Annotated in this window: 17 protein-coding genes; 12 read left to right on the top strand and 5 right to left on the bottom strand. The window is 60.5% G+C overall.

Annotated elements, in window-relative coordinates:
* Positions 1–100: 100 nt before the first annotated feature.
* The 3 genes from HU773_RS07250 to HU773_RS07240 form a co-directional block, all read right to left on the bottom strand.
* Positions 101–415 (bottom strand): hypothetical protein, encoded by a 315-nt coding sequence (locus HU773_RS07250; protein WP_057439782.1) that lies wholly within the window; start codon positions 413–415, stop codon positions 101–103.
* Positions 412–1,494, bottom strand: coding sequence for a serine hydrolase domain-containing protein (locus tag HU773_RS07245; protein ID WP_186625224.1), 1,083 nt, complete (start codon positions 1,492–1,494; stop codon positions 412–414). Before HU773_RS07245 ends, HU773_RS07250 begins: the two co-directional genes overlap by 4 nt.
* A gap of 1,040 nt (positions 1,495–2,534) precedes the next feature.
* Entirely contained in the window at positions 2,535–3,413 is an 879-nt protein-coding gene (locus HU773_RS07240) for an acyl-CoA dehydrogenase middle domain-containing protein (RefSeq protein WP_186626211.1), read from the bottom strand.
* Positions 3,414–3,543: 130 nt separating this feature from the next.
* On the opposite strand from HU773_RS07240, the gene olsB reads away from it, so the two are divergent.
* Together olsB and HU773_RS07230 are read left to right on the top strand one after the other, a co-directional pair.
* Entirely contained in the window at positions 3,544–4,299 is a 756-nt protein-coding gene (gene olsB / locus HU773_RS07235; RefSeq protein ID WP_057439788.1) for an L-ornithine N(alpha)-acyltransferase, read from the top strand.
* Positions 4,299–5,090, top strand: coding sequence for a lysophospholipid acyltransferase family protein (locus tag HU773_RS07230; protein WP_115127562.1), 792 nt, complete (start codon positions 4,299–4,301; stop codon positions 5,088–5,090). Before olsB ends, HU773_RS07230 begins: the two co-directional genes overlap by 1 nt.
* Before the next feature lie 39 nt (positions 5,091–5,129).
* Here HU773_RS07230 and HU773_RS07225 read toward each other — a convergent pair whose 3' ends face one another.
* Positions 5,130–5,714 (bottom strand): acyl carrier protein phosphodiesterase, encoded by a 585-nt coding sequence (locus HU773_RS07225; RefSeq protein ID WP_170059952.1) that lies wholly within the window; start codon positions 5,712–5,714, stop codon positions 5,130–5,132.
* A 154-nt stretch (positions 5,715–5,868) separates the two neighbouring features.
* Here HU773_RS07225 and HU773_RS07220 point away from each other — a divergent pair, with 154 nt between their 5' ends.
* The 3 genes from HU773_RS07220 to HU773_RS07210 are packed head-to-tail and all read left to right on the top strand — an operon-like array spanning position 5,869 to position 8,442.
* Positions 5,869–6,183: an ArsR/SmtB family transcription factor gene (locus HU773_RS07220; protein WP_029297039.1), complete on the top strand. Its 315-nt coding sequence runs from the start codon at positions 5,869–5,871 to the stop codon at positions 6,181–6,183.
* Between the two features lie 10 nt (positions 6,184–6,193).
* Positions 6,194–7,360, top strand: a complete 1,167-nt coding sequence (locus HU773_RS07215) for an MFS transporter (protein ID WP_057958749.1) — start codon at positions 6,194–6,196, stop codon at positions 7,358–7,360.
* 26 nt (positions 7,361–7,386) lie between these two features.
* Entirely contained in the window at positions 7,387–8,442 is a 1,056-nt protein-coding gene (locus tag HU773_RS07210) for an alkene reductase (protein WP_057439794.1), read from the top strand.
* 257 nt (positions 8,443–8,699) lie between these two features.
* Here HU773_RS07210 and HU773_RS07205 read toward each other — a convergent pair whose 3' ends face one another.
* Positions 8,700–9,332: a TetR family transcriptional regulator gene (locus HU773_RS07205; protein ID WP_057439796.1), complete on the bottom strand. Its 633-nt coding sequence runs from the start codon at positions 9,330–9,332 to the stop codon at positions 8,700–8,702.
* A gap of 265 nt (positions 9,333–9,597) precedes the next feature.
* On the opposite strand from HU773_RS07205, the gene HU773_RS07200 reads away from it, so the two are divergent.
* The 7 genes from HU773_RS07200 (at position 9,598) to HU773_RS07170 (ending at position 21,457) form a co-directional block, all read left to right on the top strand.
* Positions 9,598–10,740, top strand: coding sequence for an efflux RND transporter periplasmic adaptor subunit (locus tag HU773_RS07200; RefSeq protein ID WP_057439798.1), 1,143 nt, complete (start codon positions 9,598–9,600; stop codon positions 10,738–10,740).
* A gap of 3 nt (positions 10,741–10,743) precedes the next feature.
* Positions 10,744–13,911 (top strand): efflux RND transporter permease subunit, encoded by a 3,168-nt coding sequence (locus tag HU773_RS07195; RefSeq protein ID WP_186626212.1) that lies wholly within the window; start codon positions 10,744–10,746, stop codon positions 13,909–13,911.
* Positions 13,911–15,368 carry an AdeC/AdeK/OprM family multidrug efflux complex outer membrane factor gene (adeC, locus tag HU773_RS07190; protein ID WP_057958747.1) on the top strand — a complete coding sequence of 486 codons (1,458 nt, stop codon included), beginning with the start codon at positions 13,911–13,913 and terminating at the stop codon, positions 15,366–15,368. Before HU773_RS07195 ends, adeC begins: the two co-directional genes overlap by 1 nt.
* Before the next feature lie 166 nt (positions 15,369–15,534).
* Entirely contained in the window at positions 15,535–16,782 is a 1,248-nt protein-coding gene (locus tag HU773_RS07185) for an OprD family porin (RefSeq protein ID WP_186626213.1), read from the top strand.
* Positions 16,783–17,112: 330 nt separating this feature from the next.
* Positions 17,113–18,012 (top strand): polysaccharide deacetylase family protein, encoded by a 900-nt coding sequence (locus tag HU773_RS07180; RefSeq protein ID WP_186626214.1) that lies wholly within the window; start codon positions 17,113–17,115, stop codon positions 18,010–18,012.
* A gap of 291 nt (positions 18,013–18,303) precedes the next feature.
* Positions 18,304–19,737, top strand: coding sequence for a M91 family zinc metallopeptidase (locus HU773_RS07175; protein WP_186626215.1), 1,434 nt, complete (start codon positions 18,304–18,306; stop codon positions 19,735–19,737).
* A 37-nt stretch (positions 19,738–19,774) separates the two neighbouring features.
* On the top strand, positions 19,775–21,457 hold the full coding sequence (locus tag HU773_RS07170; protein WP_186626216.1) for a M91 family zinc metallopeptidase: 1,683 nt from the start codon (positions 19,775–19,777) through the stop codon (positions 21,455–21,457).
* Positions 21,458–21,467: the final 10 nt, after the last annotated feature.

The raw sequence follows: 21,467 nt of genomic DNA, 5'->3' as shown, positions 1-21,467 counted from the left end.
TCCTCGCAGGCGGGTGTTCCCGTTCTTTTTTGTGGCACCGCCACAGATAACCGCGATGGGCGTGCGAGGACAATCAAAGGTGGTTCCACCCTGTGGAACCTCAGGGCAGCAGGCGGCAACCCTGGCGTTCACCCAGCCATTGGGCGCTGTGGCTGCGGCCCAGGCCGCTGGCGGTGACCAGGCGCGTTTGCGGATGATCGGCAAAGGCGCTGGTGGGAACGTATTGCTTCACATACCCCAGGCAATAGTCAGCAGGATTGCCCGCCACATACCGACACGAGCAATACTCCTTGGCCGTATACGCCGCGATGATGTCGGGGAAGGCTTGCAGGTTGACGCGCTCGTGCCAGATCCACCCCAGCAAGGCGAGCAACAGCAGGAGAAACAGGCTGATAAACGGGCGACGACGGATCATGGTTGCACCGCCGCGAGCACGCGCTTGAGCAGTTCGTTGTGGCGATAGCTGCCATCGCGGTCATCGCCGTAGCGCACGATCACCAGCTGTGCCTCGGGCAACACATACAACGCCTGGCCCCAGTGCCCCAGGGCCGCGAAGGCATCGTCGGGCGCATCCGGCCAGGGCCGGGCAGCGCCCTGCACGTGGCGGTTGAGCCACCAGTGGCCGCCGGGCACCGCCTCGTCCTGGCCCGCGATGTATTGCGCCAGGGGCTGGCGATTGAAATCGACCCAGGCCTTGGGCAGCAATTGCCGCTCGCCCCAACGCCCGTCCCGCGCCATCAACAAGCCAATCCGTGCCAGATCGCGGGCAGTCATATAGGCATAGGATGAGGCGACAAAGGTTTCATTGGCGTCGCTTTCCCAGCTGGCACTGCGAATGCCCAAGGGCGTGAACAGCGCGGTCCACGGGTAATCGACATAAGCCTTATGGCCAAGCATGCCCTTGAGGGCAGCAGACAATAGATTGCTGTCACCGCTGGAGTAGCGGAATGCCTGGCCAGGTACGGCGAAGGGGCTGGTATCAGCGGCAAACTCCGCCATATCAGCGCGGCCACGGGTGTAGAGCATGGCCACCACCGAGGATTTCAGCGGCGCGTATTCGTAGTCTTCCTGCCAGTCCAGGCCCGAGGCCCAATTGAGCAGGTGCCCCAGGGTAATGGTCGGGTGCTGCTTCATCGGCGGATAAAAGCGTGCGGCCGGGTCGCTCAGTTTGAAGCGGTTTTCGCCGTACGCCACGCCCAGCACGGTGGCCATCAGGCTTTTGCTGATGGACCAGGTCAGGTGCGGGGTGGTGGCGGTGGTCGGTGCTGCATAGCGCTCATAAATGACTGCGCCATCGCGGATCACCAGCAGCGCGTCGGTGCGGATGCCTTCGCGGGTGATGTCATTGCGCGCCGGGAAGGCATAGTCCTCCAGCGCCTTGACGGCGGGACCGGCCAACTGCGGGCCCTGGGACCAATCCTTCGTCGGCCAGGTCTGGGCATGTGCGGTAGCGGTGAACAGCAGCAAGGCGACGGACAGCAGGCCTTTGACCATGGACAAGCACTCGGGGGCATTCAAGCCCGCGAGCCTAATGCAGATAAATGACGGTTTGGCGACAGGCCTGGGAACCACCACATAGCGCCTGTGGGAACGGGCTTGCCCGCGATGGCCATAGGTATCTACACAACTCTTTCGTGGTTCTTGGGGTGGTGTACATATCCGTTTTTGCGGTTACGGCGGCTATTGGTTCCGCTCTTACAGCGGCTCACTTTGGAGAAGCGCCAAAGTAAGCAAAACGCTCTTGCCCCACCCCTCGGTGCCTCGCCTAGGCTCGGCATGCCCGCAGTCAGGCATTGCTCCGTGGGCCCGCCGCGATCGGCCATCCCTGGCCGTGTCGCGGCTACCCCGGCATCCATGCCGGGGTGCCCACTGCGCAATACCTGCCTGCGGCCATCGTGGTTTAACGGGGCGCCCAAGATCAAGATCAAAAGCCAGATCAAAAGCAGAGCAACAGCAAAGCCGGGGCGCGAAGCTGCATTCCCCCCTGTGGGAGCTGGCTTGCCTGCGATGGCGGTGTATCAGTCGATAAATGTATTGGCTGATACACCGCCTTCGCAGGCAAGCCAGCTCCCACAGGTATATGCGTACATCTCGACGATCAGGTCGGCTGTCAGGCCGACTCGCTTTGCTTGTGATTTTGATCTTAGGCGCCCCGTTAAACCACGCTGGCCGTCATCCGATATTGATTTGGGGGTAACCCGGCAGGACGCCGGGTTAGCCGCGCTGGGCCATGGATGGCCCATCGCGGCGGCCCCCCAAATCAATGTCGGATGACGGGCACACCGAGCCTAGGCGAGGTGCCGAGTGGTGGGGCAGGAGCCCTTTTGGTTACTTTTGGGGCTCTTTTCCAAAAGTGACCCGCTGTAAGAGCGGAACCAATAGCCGCCGTTACCGCAAAAACGGATATGTACACATACCCAGAAGAGAGTGTGTAGATACCTATGCCCCGATGGCGGTATATCAGTCACCGCCTGTATTGCCTGCCCCCCCTGCTATCGCGGGCAAGCCCGCTCCCACACAAGCTCATCCCACAGTCAGCGAGGGGCTGGGTTCAGGGCTTTTTCCAAGCGTTTGGCCCGGGCGCTGGCGGCGAGGTCCAGCACGGCTTGGTCGCGCTGCCACATCGCGGCCCACGGTCCCGCCCCCATCGCCTGATTGACCTGCGCCTTCAGCCCCTCGAACTGCACAAACAATCCCCCCAACAACACATGCCCCGCCGCCGACGCGCTGGGTTGGCGAACAACCTCGGCACAGCCGGCCAGCAATGCCAACAACTGCAAACGCAGGGCCTGGGGCCAGTCGCATTCCTGGCCGATGCCATGCAGCCAGGCGGTCATCGCGCTGAGTACATAGGTGTCCTCCAGGGTGCGGAAGGGTTTGACGTAATCGTCCCAGCCATCCCCCGGCAAGCGCTCGCAGGCGGCGTGGTCGAGGTGGACGCGACCATGGCTGATATCGGGCATCAAGGGGATCGCCGGCAAGGGCTCCACACGCACGCCGGGCTCGCCGGCCAGCACCACGGCCAGGGTCAGGCGCGGCTTTTCGCCGGGGGCCTCGCAGCGGGCGGCGATCAACAGCCAGTCGGCGGCATCGCCGGCGGTGACGAAATCCTTGCGTCCGCTCAGGCGCAGGTCGTCCAGGCGCGTTTGCATGTCCAGCGGGCGCAGGCTGCGCTGTTCGGTCGCACACAGGGCGCCCAGGCTGTGGGGCGCGCTGGGCCATAACGCGCGCAATGCTGCTTGATAACCCACCAGGAACGCCAGGCCGGGCGTGGCCATCAGGCGGGCGCCCTGGGTTGCCAACTCAAAGGGTGTGAGCGGCCCCAGGCGTTGCAATAAAACGCTGTAGCCCTCGGCCAGGTTGGCGTGGACGGGCAGTCGGGCAGGTCGGTCGAGCAACGCGTGCCAGGGCATGAAAGGCTCCTTGGGGGCTGTCATCTAAGCGTCACCGTAGATTCATGGAGATGACACCGGGGGTACATAGCCTGACTTTGCACAACAAAGTCGACTGGCCGCAACCCTGGCCGGCACCTGGAGACTCGCCATGACTCAGATCGCCCGCATCAGTGACACCGGCAATGAACGCCGCCTGCAAGCCGAACGCCTGATCGGCGCCCAGGCGTTGCAGGAAGCTCAGGCCCTGCGTTTCAGCGTTTTCAGCGGCGAGTTCAATGCCAAGCTGAAAGGCGCGGAGCTGGGCCTGGACATGGATGACTATGATGTTCACTGCAGCCACATTGGCGTACGGGACTTGAACACCGGGCGCCTGGTGGCCACCACCCGCCTGCTGGATCACCAGGCGGCCAGCACCCTGGGCCGGTTCTACAGCGAAGAAGAGTTCAGCCTCCACGGCCTCCTGCATTTGCAGGGGCCGATCCTGGAGATCGGCCGTACCTGTGTCGACCCGGCCTACCGTAACGGCGGCACCATCGCGGTGCTATGGGGCGAGTTGGCCGAGGTGCTCAACCAGGGCGGCTACAGCTACCTGATGGGCTGCGCGAGCATCCCGATGCACGACGGCGGCATCCAGGCCCACGCGATCATGCAGCGCCTGCGCGAACGCTACCTGTGCAACGAACACCTGCGCGCCGAACCGAAAAAACCCCTGCCGAGCCTGGACTTGCCGTCCAACGTCATCGCCGAAATGCCGCCGCTGCTCAAGGCCTACATGCGCCTGGGCGCGAAGATCTGCGGCGAGCCGTGCTGGGACGAGGACTTCCAGGTGGCCGACGTGTTCATCCTGCTCAAACGCGACGAGTTGTGCCCGCGGTATGCCCGCCACTTCAAGGCGGCCATGTGATGGGCCGCCTGCGGGTCTACGGGCGGATCGCCCGCGTGCTGCTGGTGGTGGCCCTGGGCTTGAGCATGGCCGGCGTGTTTGGTGTGTTCGAGCGCCTGGGAATCGCCAACTCCATGGTGCGGCGCCAGCGCTGGTCGCGGTTTTTCATGGCGCGCCTGAGCAATGCCCTGCCCTTTCGCGTGACGGTGCACGGTGAGCTGCCGCAACAGCCGATGCTGTGGGTCAGCAACCATGTGTCCTGGACCGACATCCCGCTGCTGGGGATGGTGGCGCCGCTGTCATTCCTGTCCAAGGCCGAAGTGCGCACCTGGCCAGTGGCCGGTTGGTTGGCCGCCAAGGCGGGCAGCCTGTTTATCCGCCGTGGCTCGGGGGATAGTCAGTTGATTCGCAAACAGATGACTCGTCATCTCGAGCAAAAACACCCGCTGCTGATGTTCCCCGAAGGCACCACCACCGATGGCCGCAGCCTGCGCACCTTCCATGGCCGGCTACTGGCCAGCGCGATTGATGCCGAGGTGGCGCTGCAACCGGTGGCGATCCGTTATTTGCGCGAGGGACAGATTGATCCGCTCGCACCGTTTATTGGTGACGATGATTTGCTCTCGCACCTGATGCGTTTGTTTGCCAATGATCAGGGCGACGTTGAGATTCATCTGCTCAAACCCATTGCCTGCGCCGGCCAGGAACGTGCGGCGCTGGCGTATCAGGCGCAGCAGGCGGTGCAGAAGGCCTTGTTCGGGCCGGTGCCACAAAACCAGCCAGTGCCGGTTCGGCCGGCGTATGCGGCCTGAAGCAAACGCAGTACCCAATGTGGGGGCTTGCTCCCACATTCAGGTTTGTATTACCAAGTGGCTATTCGAGAACGCCTGCAACTGGGGATAGAACACCCGGAAATCCTCGCTCAACGGCTCATACAGAACTCGCAACTCCTGCATCGCCTGGTCCAGTTCCCGGGGTTGGCTCAGGCGCCGGGAAATCCCCCGCAGCACATGCTCCATCACCGCAAACTCGCGGTAGGAGCCCAGCCAGTCATCCGTCGCCATAGACGGTGCAATCTGCGCCAGGCGCCCCGGCAATTGCGGTTCGGCCGCCAGCACCTGGTACACCTGGGAGGTAAAGCGCTCCAGTGGCTGATCGGCATACAACGCCCAATCCCGCGCCAGGCAATGGTCGAAGAACACGTCGAGGACGATCCCCGCATAACGACGCCGAGTCAGGGTAAACCGTGACAACGCCTGCCCGACCAATGGGTGGCTGTCGGTGAAACGGTCGATGGAGCGATGCAGCTGGATCGCCGCCTCGATTTGCGGGCTGTACTGGCCCTGCAGGCGGCCTTTGACGAAATCGCCATAGAGGCTGCCCAGCAGTTGTGCAGGAAGTTGGCCGCCGAGGTGCAGATGTGCGAGATAATTCATGGCGCGCAGTTTAGCACTGCTGCCAACGTATCGTTATAACCCGATATACCGATTTATTAAGTAACAAGATCAAAATCGTATTGGTATATCGGGATATAGCGATTTAAAGTTCGCCTCATCGCGATATAACGTTTTACCCACACCGAGCCCTGCCATGTCCATTGACCTCGACGAAATAATAAAAGCCCTGGCACACCCAGTACGGCGAGACATTCTCAACTGGCTGAAAGACCCGAAAGTGCAGTTCCCCGAACAAGTCCACAACCACGAGTACGGCATCTGCGCCGGGCAGATCGACCAACGCTGCGGCCTGTCGCAGTCCACCGTGTCGGCGCACCTGGCAACCCTGCAACGGGCAGGCCTGATCAGTAGCCAGAAAGCCGGGCAGTGGCACTTTTTCCGCCGCAATGAAGACGTCATCCAAGCGTTTATCCAAGCCATCACCGAAGAACTCAGCCCACCGCTGTAAAGGATCCCGCATGCCTCTCTCGCTCCTCATACTGGCCTTAAGCGCCTTCGCCATCGGCACCACCGAATTCGTCATCATGGGCCTGTTGCCCGATGTGGCGGCCGACCTTGGTGTGTCGATTCCTGGCGCCGGCTGGCTGGTGACTGGCTACGCCCTGGGCGTGGCCATTGGTGCACCCTTCATGGCACTGGCCACCGCCAAACTGCCACGCAAGGCTGCCCTGGTAGCGTTGATGGGCATTTTCATCGTCGGCAATCTGCTTTGCGCCCTGGCCAGTGACTACAACGTGTTGATGTTTGCCCGGGTAGTCACCGCGTTGTGCCACGGTGCCTTCTTTGGGATCGGCTCGGTGGTGGCCGCCAACCTGGTGCCAGCCAACAAACGCGCATCAGCCGTGGCCCTGATGTTCACCGGCCTGACCCTGGCCAACGTGCTCGGCGTGCCCCTGGGCACCGCGCTGGGCCAGGAAGCCGGCTGGCGCTCGACCTTCTGGGCGGTGACGGTGATTGGTGTGATCGCGCTGATCGGCCTGATCCGCTTCCTGCCGGCCAAGCGTGATGAAGAGAAACTCGATATGCGCGCCGAACTGGCGGCCCTCAAGGGTGCCGGGATCTGGTTGTCGCTGAGCATGACCGCGCTGTTTGCCGCGTCGATGTTCACCCTCTTCACCTACGTCGCGCCGCTGCTCGGTGATGTCACCGGCGTCTCGCCCAAAGGCGTGACCTGGACCCTGCTGCTGATCGGCCTGGGCCTGACCGTGGGCAATATCATCGGCGGCAAACTGGCGGACAAACGCCTGGCGGCGACCCTGATCGGCGTGTTTATCAGCATGGCCGTGGTATCCACCGCATTGACCTGGACCAGCGTCGCCATCATCCCCACCGAAATCACCCTGTTCCTCTGGGCCACCGCGTCGTTTGCCGCCGTACCGGCACTGCAGATCAACGTGGTGACCTTCGGCAAGGCCGCGCCCAACCTGGTGTCGACCCTCAATATCGGCGCTTTCAATATCGGCAACGCCCTGGGCGCCTGGGTCGGCGGCAGTGTGATTGCCCACGGTTTCGGCCTGACCAGCGTGCCGCTGGCGGCTGCGGCCCTGGCGATCCTGGCGCTGGTGGTCACGCTGATCACCTTCCGCCAGAGCGCCGATGCTGACCTGGCCCCTGCTACCCATTAATCACTTAGAACAGACGAGTATTTGCGATGACGACTATTTTCGATCCGATCAAACTGGGTGATGTGCAGCTGTCGAACCGCATCATCATGGCACCGCTGACCCGCTGCCGTGCCGACGCCGGTCGCGTGCCCAATGCGCTGATGGCTGAATACTACGTGCAGCGGGCGTCTGCCGGCCTGATCCTCAGCGAAGCCACTTCGGTGACGCCGATGGGCGTGGGCTACCCGAACACTCCAGGCATCTGGTCCAACGACCAGGTGCGCGGCTGGACCAACATCACCAAGGCCGTGCACGGCGCCGGCGGCAAGATCTTCCTGCAACTGTGGCACGTGGGGCGGATCTCCCACCCGTCTTACCTGAACGGCGAGAGCCCGGTAGCCCCGAGCGCCATCCAGCCCGCCGGCCACGTCAGCCTGGTGCGCCCGCTGGCCGACTACCCAACCCCACGAGCCCTGGAAACCGCAGAAATCGCCGATATCGTCGATGCCTATCGCGTGGGTGCCGAGAACGCCAAGGCTGCCGGTTTTGACGGGGTGGAAGTGCACGGCGCCAATGGCTACCTGCTCGACCAGTTCCTGCAAAGCAGCACCAACCAGCGCACCGACGAATACGGCGGTTCCCTGGAAAACCGCGCGCGACTGTTGCTGGAAGTGACTGACGCGGTGATCGAAGTCTGGGGCGCCGGCCGCGTGGGGATGCATCTGTCGCCACGGGCCGACCTGCATGACATGGGCGATGCCAACCTGGCAGAAACCTTCACCTACGTCGCCCGTGAACTGGGCAAGCGTGGCATCGCCTTTATCTGCGCCCGCGAGAAAGAAGCCGGCGACAGCCTGGGCCCGCAATTGAAAGCCGCGTTCGGCGGTCCGTACATTGCCAACGAACGCTTCACCAAGGACAGCGCCAATGCCTGGCTGGCCTCGGGCAAGGCCGATGCGGTGGCGTTTGGCGTGCCGTTTATCGCCAACCCGGACCTGCCGGCCCGTCTCAAGGCCGATGCATCATTAAACGAAGCGAACCCGCAAACCTTCTACAGCCCAGGCCCGGTCGGCTATATCGACTACCCGACCCTGGCGCTCTGACCCGCAACAATGCAAAAGCCCCGGCTCGCAAGAGCCGGGGCTTTTTATTGGATCTTGAAAACACCGCGCCCGCTCCCACAGGTTCGGTAACAATCCTTCACAGCAATGAAACAATATCGCTACAAAATACTTAGCCGGCTACCTTTCAACCTGGGGCCAGCGCGTATATAACGTCACCCCACAAATAAGTCGGAAGGACGATTGATCATCCTTAGGCTTTACTGTTGACACCAACGAACGCAATTACGCATTTTGTATCAATTGTGCAGGCTGGGACTCAAGCGCAGCATGTCCAGCCCGATATCCACCAGGCGCTCGGCCTGCTGATACAGCTCAAAGCTGTCTGGCACCAGTAGCCATTGGCCAATAAGCCCGTTGATGTAGGCATGAATGCACACCGCCCCGCGAGCGGTGTCGAGGTTTTCCGGAAGTTGCCCGCGGTGGACTGCATTGCGCAGTGTCAGGCCAATGCGCAGGTTGCACTCAAGGCTGTGGGTCTGGCGCTGACGGCGCATGTCACACATTTCATCGGTAAATTCGCACTTATGGAACAAGATCTCATTAATGCGCCGGGTTTTCGGGTCCAGGGCCACCTGATGAAAAAGATGGATCAGCAGCTTGCGCATGCAGCCCAGCGGATCTACCTCATCCTCGCTTTCACTGGCCCTGGCCAATTCGTCCAGGGGCTCGTGCAGCGTGTCCAGCAGCGCCTGCAGCAGGTCCGACTTGTTGCTGAAGTGCCAATAGATCGCGCCTCGCGTCACGCCCGCCCGCGCCGCGATATCCGCCAGCGTAGTACGCGCAACGCCACGCTCATAAAAGGCTTGCTCGGCAGCTTCAAGAATCTGGCTGCGCGTTTCCTGAGCTTCCTCTTTGGTACGACGAACCATGGCAGTAACACCTCAATCAGGACACGAGCGGTGGTTGATAACCACCTTCTGAATAATTATGGGACGACACCGTCAAGGGCGCCGAACGTAATAGAATCGAGGCTTTCAGCGCTGCCTTGCAAGGAATCCGCGAAGCCTGTCAAGAGTTTACAAACAACCATGAACGTAAGTATATTGCCTAGCAAGCTACTTATCTACTCACTGCCTGTTTTTTACCCTTCCACACTTCTTGTGCGCATCGAGCGCGCCTGACCCGAGGATCTTCATGCAACTTAAGCCAGCTGTTACCGCTCTGGTCACTGCCGTCGCCCTGGCATCGCTGCTCAGCGGATGTAAAAAGGAAGAAGCGGCTCCGCCCGCTCAAACCCCTCAGGTCGGCGTGGTCACTATTCAACCTCAAGCCTATACCCTGACCTCCGAATTGCCGGGCCGCACCACTGCGTTCCGCATCGCGGAAGTCCGCCCGCAGGTCAATGGCATCATTCTCAAGCGTCTGTTCAAGGAAGGCGGCGACGTCAAGGAAGGCCAGCAGCTCTATCAGATCGACCCGTCGGTGTATGAGGCGACCCTGAAAAGCGCCCAGGCCAACCTGCAACAGACCAAGTCGATTGCCGACCGCTACAAACAACTGGTCAACGAGCAGGCCGTCAGCCGCCAGGAATACGACACCGCCGTATCCAACCGCATGACTTCCGAAGCCAACCTGCAGACCGCCCAGATCAACGTGCGCTACACCAAGGTGTTCGCCCCGATCTCCGGGCGTATCGGGCGTTCCTCGGTCACCGAAGGCGCGCTGGTCAGCAATGGCCAGGCCGATGCCATGGCCGTGATCCAGCAACTGGACCCGATCTACGTCGACGTCACGCAATCCTCCGCCGAGATGTTGAAGCTGCGTCGCGACCTGGAAAGCGGCCAACTGCAGAAATCCGGTGAAAACGCGGCCATGGTCAAGCTGACCCTGGAAGACGGCAGCGAGTACGCGCAACAGGGCAAGCTGGAATTCTCTGAAGTGTCGGTCGACCAGACCACCGGTTCGGTAACCCTGCGCGCCGTGTTCCCCAACCCTGATCACACCCTGTTGCCGGGCATGTTTGTCCACGCCCAATTGCAGGCAGGCGTGAACAGCAAGGCGATCCTCGCCCCACAACAAGGCGTGACCCGCGACATCCGGGGCATCCCGACTGCGCTGGTCGTGACCGCCGACAACAAGGTCGAACAGCGCGTGCTGGTGGCCAACCGTACCGCTGGCGCCTACTGGCTGGTGGAAAAGGGCCTGAATGCCGGTGACCGTGTGATCACCGAAGGCTTGCAGTTCATCAAGCCGGGCATCACGGTTGACGCGAAGGAAGCCACCAACGCCAAGCCTGCCGGTACTGCTCCTGCCGCCGCCGCTGGCAAAGGGGAGTAATACATGTCGAAATTTTTTATCGACCGTCCCATTTTCGCCTGGGTAATTGCCCTGGTGATCATGCTGGTCGGGGCACTGTCGATCCTGAAGTTGCCCATCAACCAATACCCGGCCATCGCGCCAACCGCCATTGATATCCAGGTGACCTACCCAGGCGCGTCCGCACAAACCGTGCAGGACACCGTGGTACAGGTGATCGAGCAGCAGCTCAACGGTATCGACAACCTGCGTTATGTGGCCTCGGACAGTAACTCCGACGGCAGCATGACCATCACCGCGACGTTCAACCAGGGTACCAACCCGGACATCGCCCAGGTTCAGGTGCAGAACAAGCTGAACCTGGCGACCCCATTGCTGCCGCAAGAAGTGCAGCAACAAGGGATCCGTGTAACCAAGTCGGTGAAGAACTTCCTGATGGTGATCGGCCTGGTGTCCGAAGACGGCACCATGAGCAAGGATGACCTGTCCAACTACATCGTTTCCAACATCCAGGATCCGATTTCGCGGACGTCTGGCGTGGGTGACTTCCAGGTCTTCGGTTCCCAGTACGCCATGCGTATCTGGCTGGATCCGGCCAAGTTGAACAACTTCCAGATGACCCCGGTGGATGTCAGCAGTGCCATTGCGGCGCAGAACGTCCAGGTGGCCACCGGCCAGTTGGGCGGCCTGCCAGCCCTGCCCGGCACCCAGTTGAACGCCACCATCATCGGCAAGACCCGTCTGCAAAGCGCCGAGCAGTTTGAAAAGATCCTGCTGCGCGTGAACAGCGATGGCTCCCAGGTGCGCCTGGGCGATGTCGCCCGTGTCGAGTTGGGTGGCCAGAACTACAGCATCAGTGCCCAGTTCAACGGCAAGCCGGCTTCCGGCATGGCGATCAAACTGGCCTCGGGTGCCAACGCCCTGGACACCGCCAAGGCCATCCGTGCCACGGTCGCGTCCCTGGAGCCGTTCTTCCCGCCAGGCATGAAAGCCGTGGTTCCGTATGACACCACCCCAGTGGTGACCGAGTCGATTTCCGGGGTAGTCGATACCCTGGTCGAGGCGATCATCCTGGTGTTCCTGGTGATGTACCTGTTCCTGCAAAACTTCCGCGCCACCATCATCACCACCATGACAGTACCGGTGGTATTGCTGGGTACGTTCGGCATCCTCGCGGCCTTCGGCTTCACCATCAACACCTTGACCATGTTCGGCATGATCCTGGCCATCGGCTTGCTGGTGGACGATGCGATCGTGGTAGTGGAAAACGTCGAGCGGGTGATGGCCGAGGAGCATCTGTCGCCTAAAGAGGCAACGGTCAAGTCCATGGACCAGATCCAGGGCGCCCTGGTAGGTATTGCCCTGGTACTCTCGGCGGTACTGCTGCCGATGGCGTTCTTTGGCGGCTCGACGGGGGTCATCTATAAACAGTTCTCCATCACCATTGTGTCGGCGATGGCACTTTCGGTACTGGTTGCACTGATCTTCACCCCGGCCCTGTGCGCCACCATGCTCAAGCCGATCGACCCCGAGAAACACGGCCAACCCAAGCGTGGTTTCTTCGGCTGGTTCAACCGCACCTTCGACCGTGGCGTACTGAGCTACGAGCGCGGCGTGGGCAACATGATCAAGCACAAGGCGCCTTCGTTCCTGGTGTACCTGATCATCTTCGCCGGCATGATCTGGCTGTTCACCCGTATCCCAAGCGCGTTCCTGCCCGAGGAAGACCAGGGCGTGATCTTCGCCCAGGTACAGACGCCGGTTGGTTCTTCGGCCGAACGCACCCAGACCGTTATCGACGACATGCGTGCTTTCCTGTTGAACGACAAGGAAGGCGAGCCCGGTGAAGGCAAGGCCGTGCAATCGGTATTTACCGTAAACGGCTTCAACTTTGCCGGTCGTGGCCAAAGCTCGGGCCTGGCATTCGTCATGCTCAAGCCATGGGACCAGCGCGACGCATCCATGTCGGTGTTCGAAGTGGCCAAGCGTGCCCAGGGCTACTTCTTCCAGACCTTCAAGGACGCCATGGTGTTTGCCATCGTGCCCCCATCGGTACTGGAGTTGGGTAACGCCACCGGTTTCGACGTGTTCCTGCAGGACCAGGGCGGGGTGGGTCACGAAGCGTTGATGAACGCACGTAACCAGTTCCTCGGCATGGCCGCGCAGAGCAAGATCCTGGCTGGCGTACGTCCCAACGGCGTCAACGATGAGCCGCAGTACGAGCTGACCATCGACGACGAGAAAGCCAGTGCCCAGGGCATCAGCCTGTCGAGCATCAACCAGACCCTGGCGATTGCCTTGGGTGGCAGCTACGTCAATGACTTCATCGACCGCGGTCGAGTGAAGAAGGTCTACATCCAGGGTGAGGCCGCTGGCCGGATGACCCCTGAAGACCTGAACAAATGGTTCGTGCGCGCCAACGACGGAAAAATGGTGCCACTATCAGCAATTGCCTCTGGCAACTGGATCTTCGGTTCGCCGAAACTGTCGCGGTACAACGGTGTAGCGGCGATGGAAGTCCTCGGTACCCCGGCGCCTGGCTACAGCACCGGTGATGCGATGGCGGAAGTCGAACGCATCGCCAAGCAATTGCCGGCAGGTGTGGGCTATGCCTGGACCGGTCTGTCCTATGAAGAACGCTTGTCCGGCTCCCAGGCACCTGCGCTGTATGCCCTGTCGTTGCTGGTGGTGTTCCTTTGCCTGGCAGCGTTGTACGAAAGCTGGTCGATCCCGATTGCGGTAGTGCTGGTAGTACCGCTGGGCGTGATCGGTGCACTGATGGCCACCAGCCTGCGAGGACTGTCCAACGACGTGTTCTTCCAGGTGGGGTTGTTGGTCACCGTGGGCCTGGCCTCGAAGAACGCCATCCTGATCGTCGAGTTCGCCAAGGAACTGCATGAACAGGGCAAGGGCATCGTCGAGGCGGCCATCGAGGCGTCCCGCATGCGTTTGCGTCCGATCATCATGACGTCCATGGCGTTCATCCTCGGCGTACTGCCGCTGGCGATCTCCTCGGGTGCAGGTTCGGGCAGCCAACACGCAATCGGTACCGGCGTAATTGGCGGTATGATCACCGCCACTGTTCTGGCTATCTTCTGGGTGCCACTGTTCTTCGTGACCGTGTCCGCCATTGGCAGCCGGAAAAAAACTGACAAGTCCGATACACCGAATACTCCTAAAGAGGCTGGCTAATGCGCAAGTCGCTACTCTCCCTGGCAGTCACGGCATTTGTGCTCAGTGGCTGCTCGCTGATCCCTGATTATCAGCAGCCTGAAGCGCCGGTGGCCGCCCAGTTCCCGCAGGGGCCGGCGTACTCGTCGGCCCAGGCACCGAGCCAGGCCGCGGCCGAGCAAGGCTGGAAGCAGTTTTTCCACGACCCTGCCCTGCAGCAACTGATTCAGGTCGCGTTGGTCAACAACCGTGACCTGCGCGTCGCCGCGCTGAACATCGACGCCTTTGCCGCGCAGTACCGCATCCAGCGTGCCGACCTGTTCCCGGCCGTCGGCGCCAATGGCAGCGGCAGCCGCCAGCGCGTTCCGGCACGGGCCTCGCAAACCGGCGAATCGAACATCACCAGCTCCTACTCGGCGACCCTCGGGATCAACGCCTACGAACTGGACCTGTTCGGCCGGGTGCGCAGCCTGAGCGAAGAAGCGTTGCAGAAGTACTTCGCCACTGAAGAAGCACGCCGCAGCACGCAGATCAGCCTGGTGGCCAGCGTGGCCAATGCTTACCTGACCTGGCAGGCCGACAAGGAACTGCTGAAGCTGACCCAGGACACCCTGGCCGCCTACGAGCAGAGCTTCAAGCTCACCTCGCGCAGCAACGAAGTCGGCGTGGCCTCGGCCCTGGACTTGAGCCAGGCGCGGACCTCGGTTGAAAGCGCCCGCGTGCAACTGGCCCGCTACACCCGCCAGGTGGCCCAGGATGAAAACAACCTGACCCTGCTGCTGGGCACCGGTCTGCCGGCGAATCTCGTCACTCAGCCGCTGTCCGACGACCTGTTGAGCGAAGTACCGGCCGGCCTGCCTTCAGACCTGCTGCAACGTCGCCCCGACATCCTCCAGGCCGAGCACAACCTCAAGGCTGCCAACGCCAATATCGGCGCGGCACGGGCTGCGTTCTTCCCGAGCATCAGCCTGACGGCCAATGCCGGGACCTTGAGCCCGGACCTCGGCGGCCTGTTCAAGGGCGGCTCGGGTACCTGGTCGTTCGCACCGCAGATCAACATCCCGATCTTCAACGCCGGTAGCCTGCGCGCAAGCCTGGACTACTCGAAGATCCAGAAAGAGATCAACGTCGCGACCTACGAGAAGTCGATCCAGACCGCGTTCCAGGAAGTCTCCGACGGCCTGGCGGCACGTGCGACCTACAACCAACAGTTGCAGGCCCAGCGTGACTTCGTCTCGGCCAACCAGGACTACTACCGTCTGGCCGAGCGTCGCTACCGCATCGGGGTTGATAGCAACCTGACCTTCCTCGACGCCCAGCGCCAGCTATTCGCTGCCCAGCAAACGCTGATCACCGACCGCCTGGCCCAACTGACCAGCGAAGTGACCTTGTACAAGGCCCTCGGTGGCGGTTGGAACGAACAGACGGCGCAGAATGAGCCGGTGAAAGAAGAAGCGCCGAAGCTCAAGTTGTTCTGATCGGCGTAGCAACACAGGAAGCCCACCTTTTGGTGGGCTTTTTCATGGGCGTACAGTTCCGTTCGATCACCGCCCAGAACCCGCCCTCCCCCAATTGAACCGCCCCGGCAACGCCCCGCACCATGGCCCGCACCTGAAAACCACCAATAACAACAGGTCCCACGCCATGAGCACCTTGCACCCTCGCCGGCTATTGCTGGCTACCGCTGTCGCCAGCCTTGCCCTCCCAGTCGTCGCCGAGGAACACGGCTTTCTGGAAGATGCCAGCGCCAACCTCAACCTGCGCAATTTCTTCTTCAACCGCAATTTCACCAACCCGACCAAGGCCCAGGGCGGCGCGCAGGAGTGGACGCAGAGTTTCATCCTCGACGCCAAGTCCGGTTTCACCCAGGGCACCGTGGGGTTCGGGGTGGATGTGCTGGGCATGTACGCGCAAAAGCTCGATGGCGGCGGCTCCGGTGGCACCCAATTGCTGCCCCTGGATCACGATGGCAAACCGGCCGACAACTTCGGCCGCCTGGGGGTGGCGTTCAAGGCACGGATTTCCCAGACCGAATTGAAAGTCGGCGAGTGGATGCCGGTGCTGCCGATCCTGCGTTCGGACGATGGCCGCTCCCTGCCGCAAACCCTGCGCGGCGGGCAGATCACGTCCAAAGAGATCGCCGGCCTGACCCTGTATGGCGGCCAGTTCCGCGCCAACAGCCCACGGGACGACAGCAGCATGACGGACATGTCGATGTTCGGTAAAACCGCGTTCACCTCCGATCGCTTCAACTTCCAGGGCGCCGAATATGCGTTCAACGACAAGCGCACCCAGGTCGGCGTGTGGAATGCCCAGCTCAAGGACATCTACCGCCAGCAATACCTCAACCTGACTCACAGCCAGCCTGTGGGCGACTGGACCCTGGGCACCAACCTCGGCTTCTTCTATGGCCAGGACGACGGCAGCGCCCGTGCCGGCAACCTGGACAACCGGACCTGGTCCGGCCTGTTCTCGGCCAGGTACGGCGGCCATACCTTCTATGTCGGCCTGCAAAAACTCAATGGCAATAGCGCGTGGATGCGGGTCAATGGCACCAGCGGCGGCACCCTGGCCAACGACAGCTTCAATGCCAGCTATGACAACGCCGAAGAACGCTCCTGGCAGCTGCGCCACGACTACAACTTCGCCGCACTCGGCGTGCCGGGCCTGACCCTGATGAACCGCTACATCAGCGGCAGCAACGTGCACACCACCACCGTCAGCGATGGCAAGGAATGGGGGCGGGAAAGCGAAGTGGGCTACACCGTGCAAAGCGGCAGCCTGAAAAGCCTGACCCTGCGCTGGCGCAATTCCAGCATCCGGCGCGACTTCAGCAACAATGAGTTTGATGAGAATCGGTTGATTGTCAGTTATCCCCTTAGCCTGCTGTAGGCTGCCTCGCACTGACTAGGGGTACCAGCACTGGATATCTGCGGTGGCCCCCCCTGAAGCAGGCCGGCGACAAACCTGCGCGAGATACGCCCAACGGCGAACTTCGGGCCGTCGGCCTGCCGACCGCTGCCGCCCCCCTTCAGTGTCAGCGCTGAAGGGGCCACTTGCCGCGAGTAGCGCCCCGGCCCACCAGCGTTTAGCCTCAATGAAGAGATGGCCGGCCGTTGTAGTTCGTCAGCCAGATGATCACCCCGGTTATTCTTGCTGTATGGTGCCCGCCTGTTGCGGCCTCTCCTTAGGCGCAATCTGTGTCAGAGCCCGGCCCATACCATGAAATCCTTCGCCATCACCGCCGCCGTGTTCGCTTTGGCACTGAGCCTCAGCGCCTGCATCGGCGCGCCCGTGGCATTGACACCCCAGACCGAACAGCGCCTGCACGCCCAGGCCCCGATCCGTTTCCTGCTGACGTTCGATGACGGCCCCAGCGCCTCGGGCTACGCCAACCCTAGCCGTTTGGTCATCGATAGCCTGGCCAACAACCCGGTGCAACCGGGGATCAAGGCGATCTTCTTTTTGCAGACCGAGGCCTGGCGCTCTGGCGGCAGCCCGCGCGGGCGCAAGACCATGGAGCGCGAGCACGCCGCCGGCCATATCCTGGCGTTTCACACCGCCACGCGCTGGCATAGCAATCATCGGCTGTTGAACGACGAAGAGCTGACGCAGACCTTGAGCCTGGGCGCCGCGACTATCGCCTCGATCACCGGCGCTGCGCCGAACCTGATACGCCCGCCCTTCTGGAATTACGACAAACGCACCTTCGCCGCCTACCAGCGCCACGGCATGCAGATTCTGCTGACCGACCTGAGCGCCAATGACGGCAAGATCTGGGGCTTCAATGCCAGCCCACGGCGTCGGGCCAACCTGCTGCGGCAGCTGTCGCTGGTGCGCGAACGCATTGCCCTGGGCGAACTGCCGACTGTAGAAGGGGTGATCCCGGTGGTGGTGACCTTTCACGACATCAATCGCTACACCGCCCGGCATCTGCAGGAGTACCTGCAGATCCTGATGGACAGCGCCCAGGCCAATGGCCTGAAGACCGCCGCCGAACCGTTCTACACCGACCGCTCGGCACTGGAGCGCGGGGCCCTGGCGCGCACAGTGAAGGATGCCAGCCAAGCCGTGCACTTACCGGGGATGTGGGACTGGGTGTGGGACGCCGCCCCCCAATGATCCAACCCGACCACAGAGCCGTGTTTCGTTAACCGACACCCCAGACGATTTAGCGACGTGTGCAGCGGGCGCGAGCAAATTTCATTACGCCAGGACACAAAGCATCGGCCGGTATGGCGGAACCCTTTTATTCCAATCATCAACCTACAGAGAGCCCCCTATCTCGAATAGAAAGGTTCTCTGATGAACACTATCGCGCCACTGAACCACAGTCTGCCCCTCCCTTCCCTTGAGCCTTCCACACACTCGGCACCCGCCCCCGCCAAGAGGGAGCGCCGTCAAGCGCCCTCCTTGGCGCAGGACACTGGAGAAAGCCCTGCTCCGCCTGCTAGACGCGTTCGCCCATCGCAAGAACAGGAAGCGATACTGGTCGATGACGGTAATCTGATTGCCCGGCATTCAATCCGCACCCGGCAATATGACCTGGATAAACCCACCCTGCTGGACGATAAGCTGACACTTGAAACAGGTAATACCTCAGACACTATTCATGTCAGTAACCGTACCGACGGACGACTCAATGTAGAGGTCAATGGCAAGTCATACATCTTTGACGCAAGAGACGCGAAAGATGAAGTCCCCACAAAACTCGTGATTAAAAGTAACGGCGGTGACGACAAGATAAAGGTCGATGCCGATGTCATGCTTTACGTAACGATTGAAGCAGGGGATGGCAATGATCACGTAAGGGCGGGAGGTGGTCCAAGCCGCCTGCTGGGAGGCAACGGCAACGACTTTCTCCAGTTGGGCAGCGGTGCAGGCTATGCCGAAGGCAATGAGGGTAGCGACATGATGATAGGCGGCTCCGGTAACGCCATCCTGTACGGCAATAACGGCAACGACTGGATGTATGCGGGGCCTGGGGCAGCCAGCAAAAAAAGCCACATGGACGGCGGCAGCGGCTCAGACACAATGTATGCCGGCAACGGCCACACGATTATGAATGGCGGCCGGGGTGACGATGTGATGCTGGGTCGCGATCGAACCACCTTTTACAGCGGCAAAGGTAACGACACGATCCGCTCCAACAATCGGGACGACCTTATCTACGCAAAACCCAGCGACAGGTTCCTGAACTCTGCGCACGCGAAGTTAAGGGCAGTCACACCCAGTGAAGCCGGTAAAAGAGGGTTTAACGTCCAAGGCACAGCAGAGTTCAAACAACGCGTCGAAGATGACCTGGAGCTTTTACGCAGCTCGCCGGCAGGCCAGAAAATGCTTGCCGAGATGGACGCCGCCGCTGACAGAAATGGAGTACCGGTAACCCTTCAGGATGGCGGAAAAAGAGACAGGACAGATTACGCGTTCAACCAACAAGAGCCGGATCAGTTGGATCCTGAGGCCCCCGTAAAAGGCTATGTTCACAACGGGGTACAGGGCGCGTCAATCACCGATGGCGTCGTCCGCTACTCCCCTTCCAGTACGTTTGACGCCCCTGTATCAGGCGGTTTTCCGATAACAAATCTCTACCATGAAATGGTGCATGCCTATAACGGCGCCACGGGTTCCTTCCTCCCCGGAACGACCGAGGAACCGGTCGCGGGTGAACCTCCCGAAGACACACCCAATATTGAACGACAGGCTGTCGGTCTGCCGACGGGTGCCGAGCCATTCGACTTTGACCATGATCCGCTCACCCCGCCGACCGCCACCAATCCCGCCCCCTTCACGGAAAACTCTTTACGCAAAGAAATGGGACTTAATCTGCGCGATCGCTATACCTGACACTCCTTGTTTTAAAGCAGGCCAATGATACATAACCGTGCGCGACCGCGAAGTTCTACGCGTTCATGTGTGGTCCGAAAAAAACGGTATTGAAGTTCGGCGGAATCCTGTTCAGGCGGCCAACCACTCATCTCCAAACCCCCTATCGCGAGACGATGCAATGTCCATCTCAGCCCCTGCACAGTATCCAAACGTATTCTCCTCATCCGCACTCAGTCCAACACCGGCTGCTAACGCCCTGCCAAACCCCATTTCCATTGAAGTTCCCCTGCTACAAAACTCAAATGCGACTTTCACACCGAAATCAAAACTAACACCAGACCAACACTACGTAGAAAAATATCCAACCTATACAAACTCTGCTCCTTTATATAAGGACGACCTTATCAAAATCACCCATAAAACCACTTGGGAGACGGTCAGCGACAATGAACGCACAAACAGAAGCAACGTCATCAAAATCGAAACAGGTGAAAAGCCCGACGTTATAAAAGTCAATCAATCTTCGAACAATGAAGTCCAGCTGCAAGTCAACGACAGGCATTACACATTAAAAATCAACAATCACGAAAGTTACCCTGAAGAACTGCACATCAAGTCAAAAGGCGGCGATGATCACATTCGGGTTGATCCGCGCGTGACGATCCCCATTACGATCGAGGGCGGTAAAGGTCGAGACCGGATTGAAGCCCTTGGCAGTGGTGATACCCGTGTCTACGGAGGAGCGGGGAACGACAACATCACGCTGGGCAGCGGCAACGGCTACGCCGAAGGGAATGACGGCAATGACACAATGAAAGGCGGATCAGGAATAGCCGTCATGTATGGGAATAACGGCAACGACACTATGTCCTCCGGGACTGGCAGCGAAGGCACATTCAGCTATATGGATGGCGGCAACGGCAACGACACGATGGTCAGCGAAAGCCCGATGAATGTCATGCATGGCGGCCCCGGTGATGATTTGATGACAGGAAATGCACAGACCGTGTTCTATACAGGGCGTGGTCGGGATCGTGTCAACTCATACAATGCAAACGATACTATCTATGCCAAGAAATATGACCTCGTCACCAGTATCCCCGGCACCCGATATAAAAAAGTCAACATCAGCAATGCGGGTCATAAAGCGTTCAAGATCGAGGGCTCAAGCAAATTCAAACAACAAACCCAGGATGATCTTGAATTCTTCAGAAACTCACCAACGGCACAAAAAATGCTGAGTGAACTGGACCGGGCCGCCGAGCGCAACGGTTCCCCCGTAACAATCCGAGAGACTACCGTTCGCCCCAACTATACATTCACCAACAACTTCACCAGAGAACACGACAAACAATTAAAAGAATATGACGAGCTCGCAGAATCGCCCCAATTGGGATTCATACACGGCAACACCAAAGGCTCAGTCGCCACGGGGGCAAAGATACACAACAATCCCGGCCTCATCTTCCGCGAGCCTCCGGTCATCAGCCTCTACCATGAAATGGCCCACGCCTATAACGGCGCCAATGGCACCTTTTTACCCGGCAAAACCGCAGATGAACCGAATCCGGAGCGCCAAGCCGTCGGGGTAGAGACCAATGCCCCCGCCTTTGATTTTGACAACGACCCGTCGACACCCCCGACGACTACCAACCCCAACCCCTTTAATGAAAACGCACTGCGTGAAGAAACGGGTACTGCGCGGCGGGATGCTTACTTTCCGCCTGACGAGGGGTGAGCGGCTCCAG

It is taken from the genome of Pseudomonas shahriarae, from assembly GCF_014268455.2.
Lineage (GTDB): Bacteria > Pseudomonadota > Gammaproteobacteria > Pseudomonadales > Pseudomonadaceae > Aquipseudomonas > Aquipseudomonas shahriarae.
Note: the sequence above shows the minus strand (reverse complement) of the source record. Positions and strands in the feature narration are given on the sequence as shown.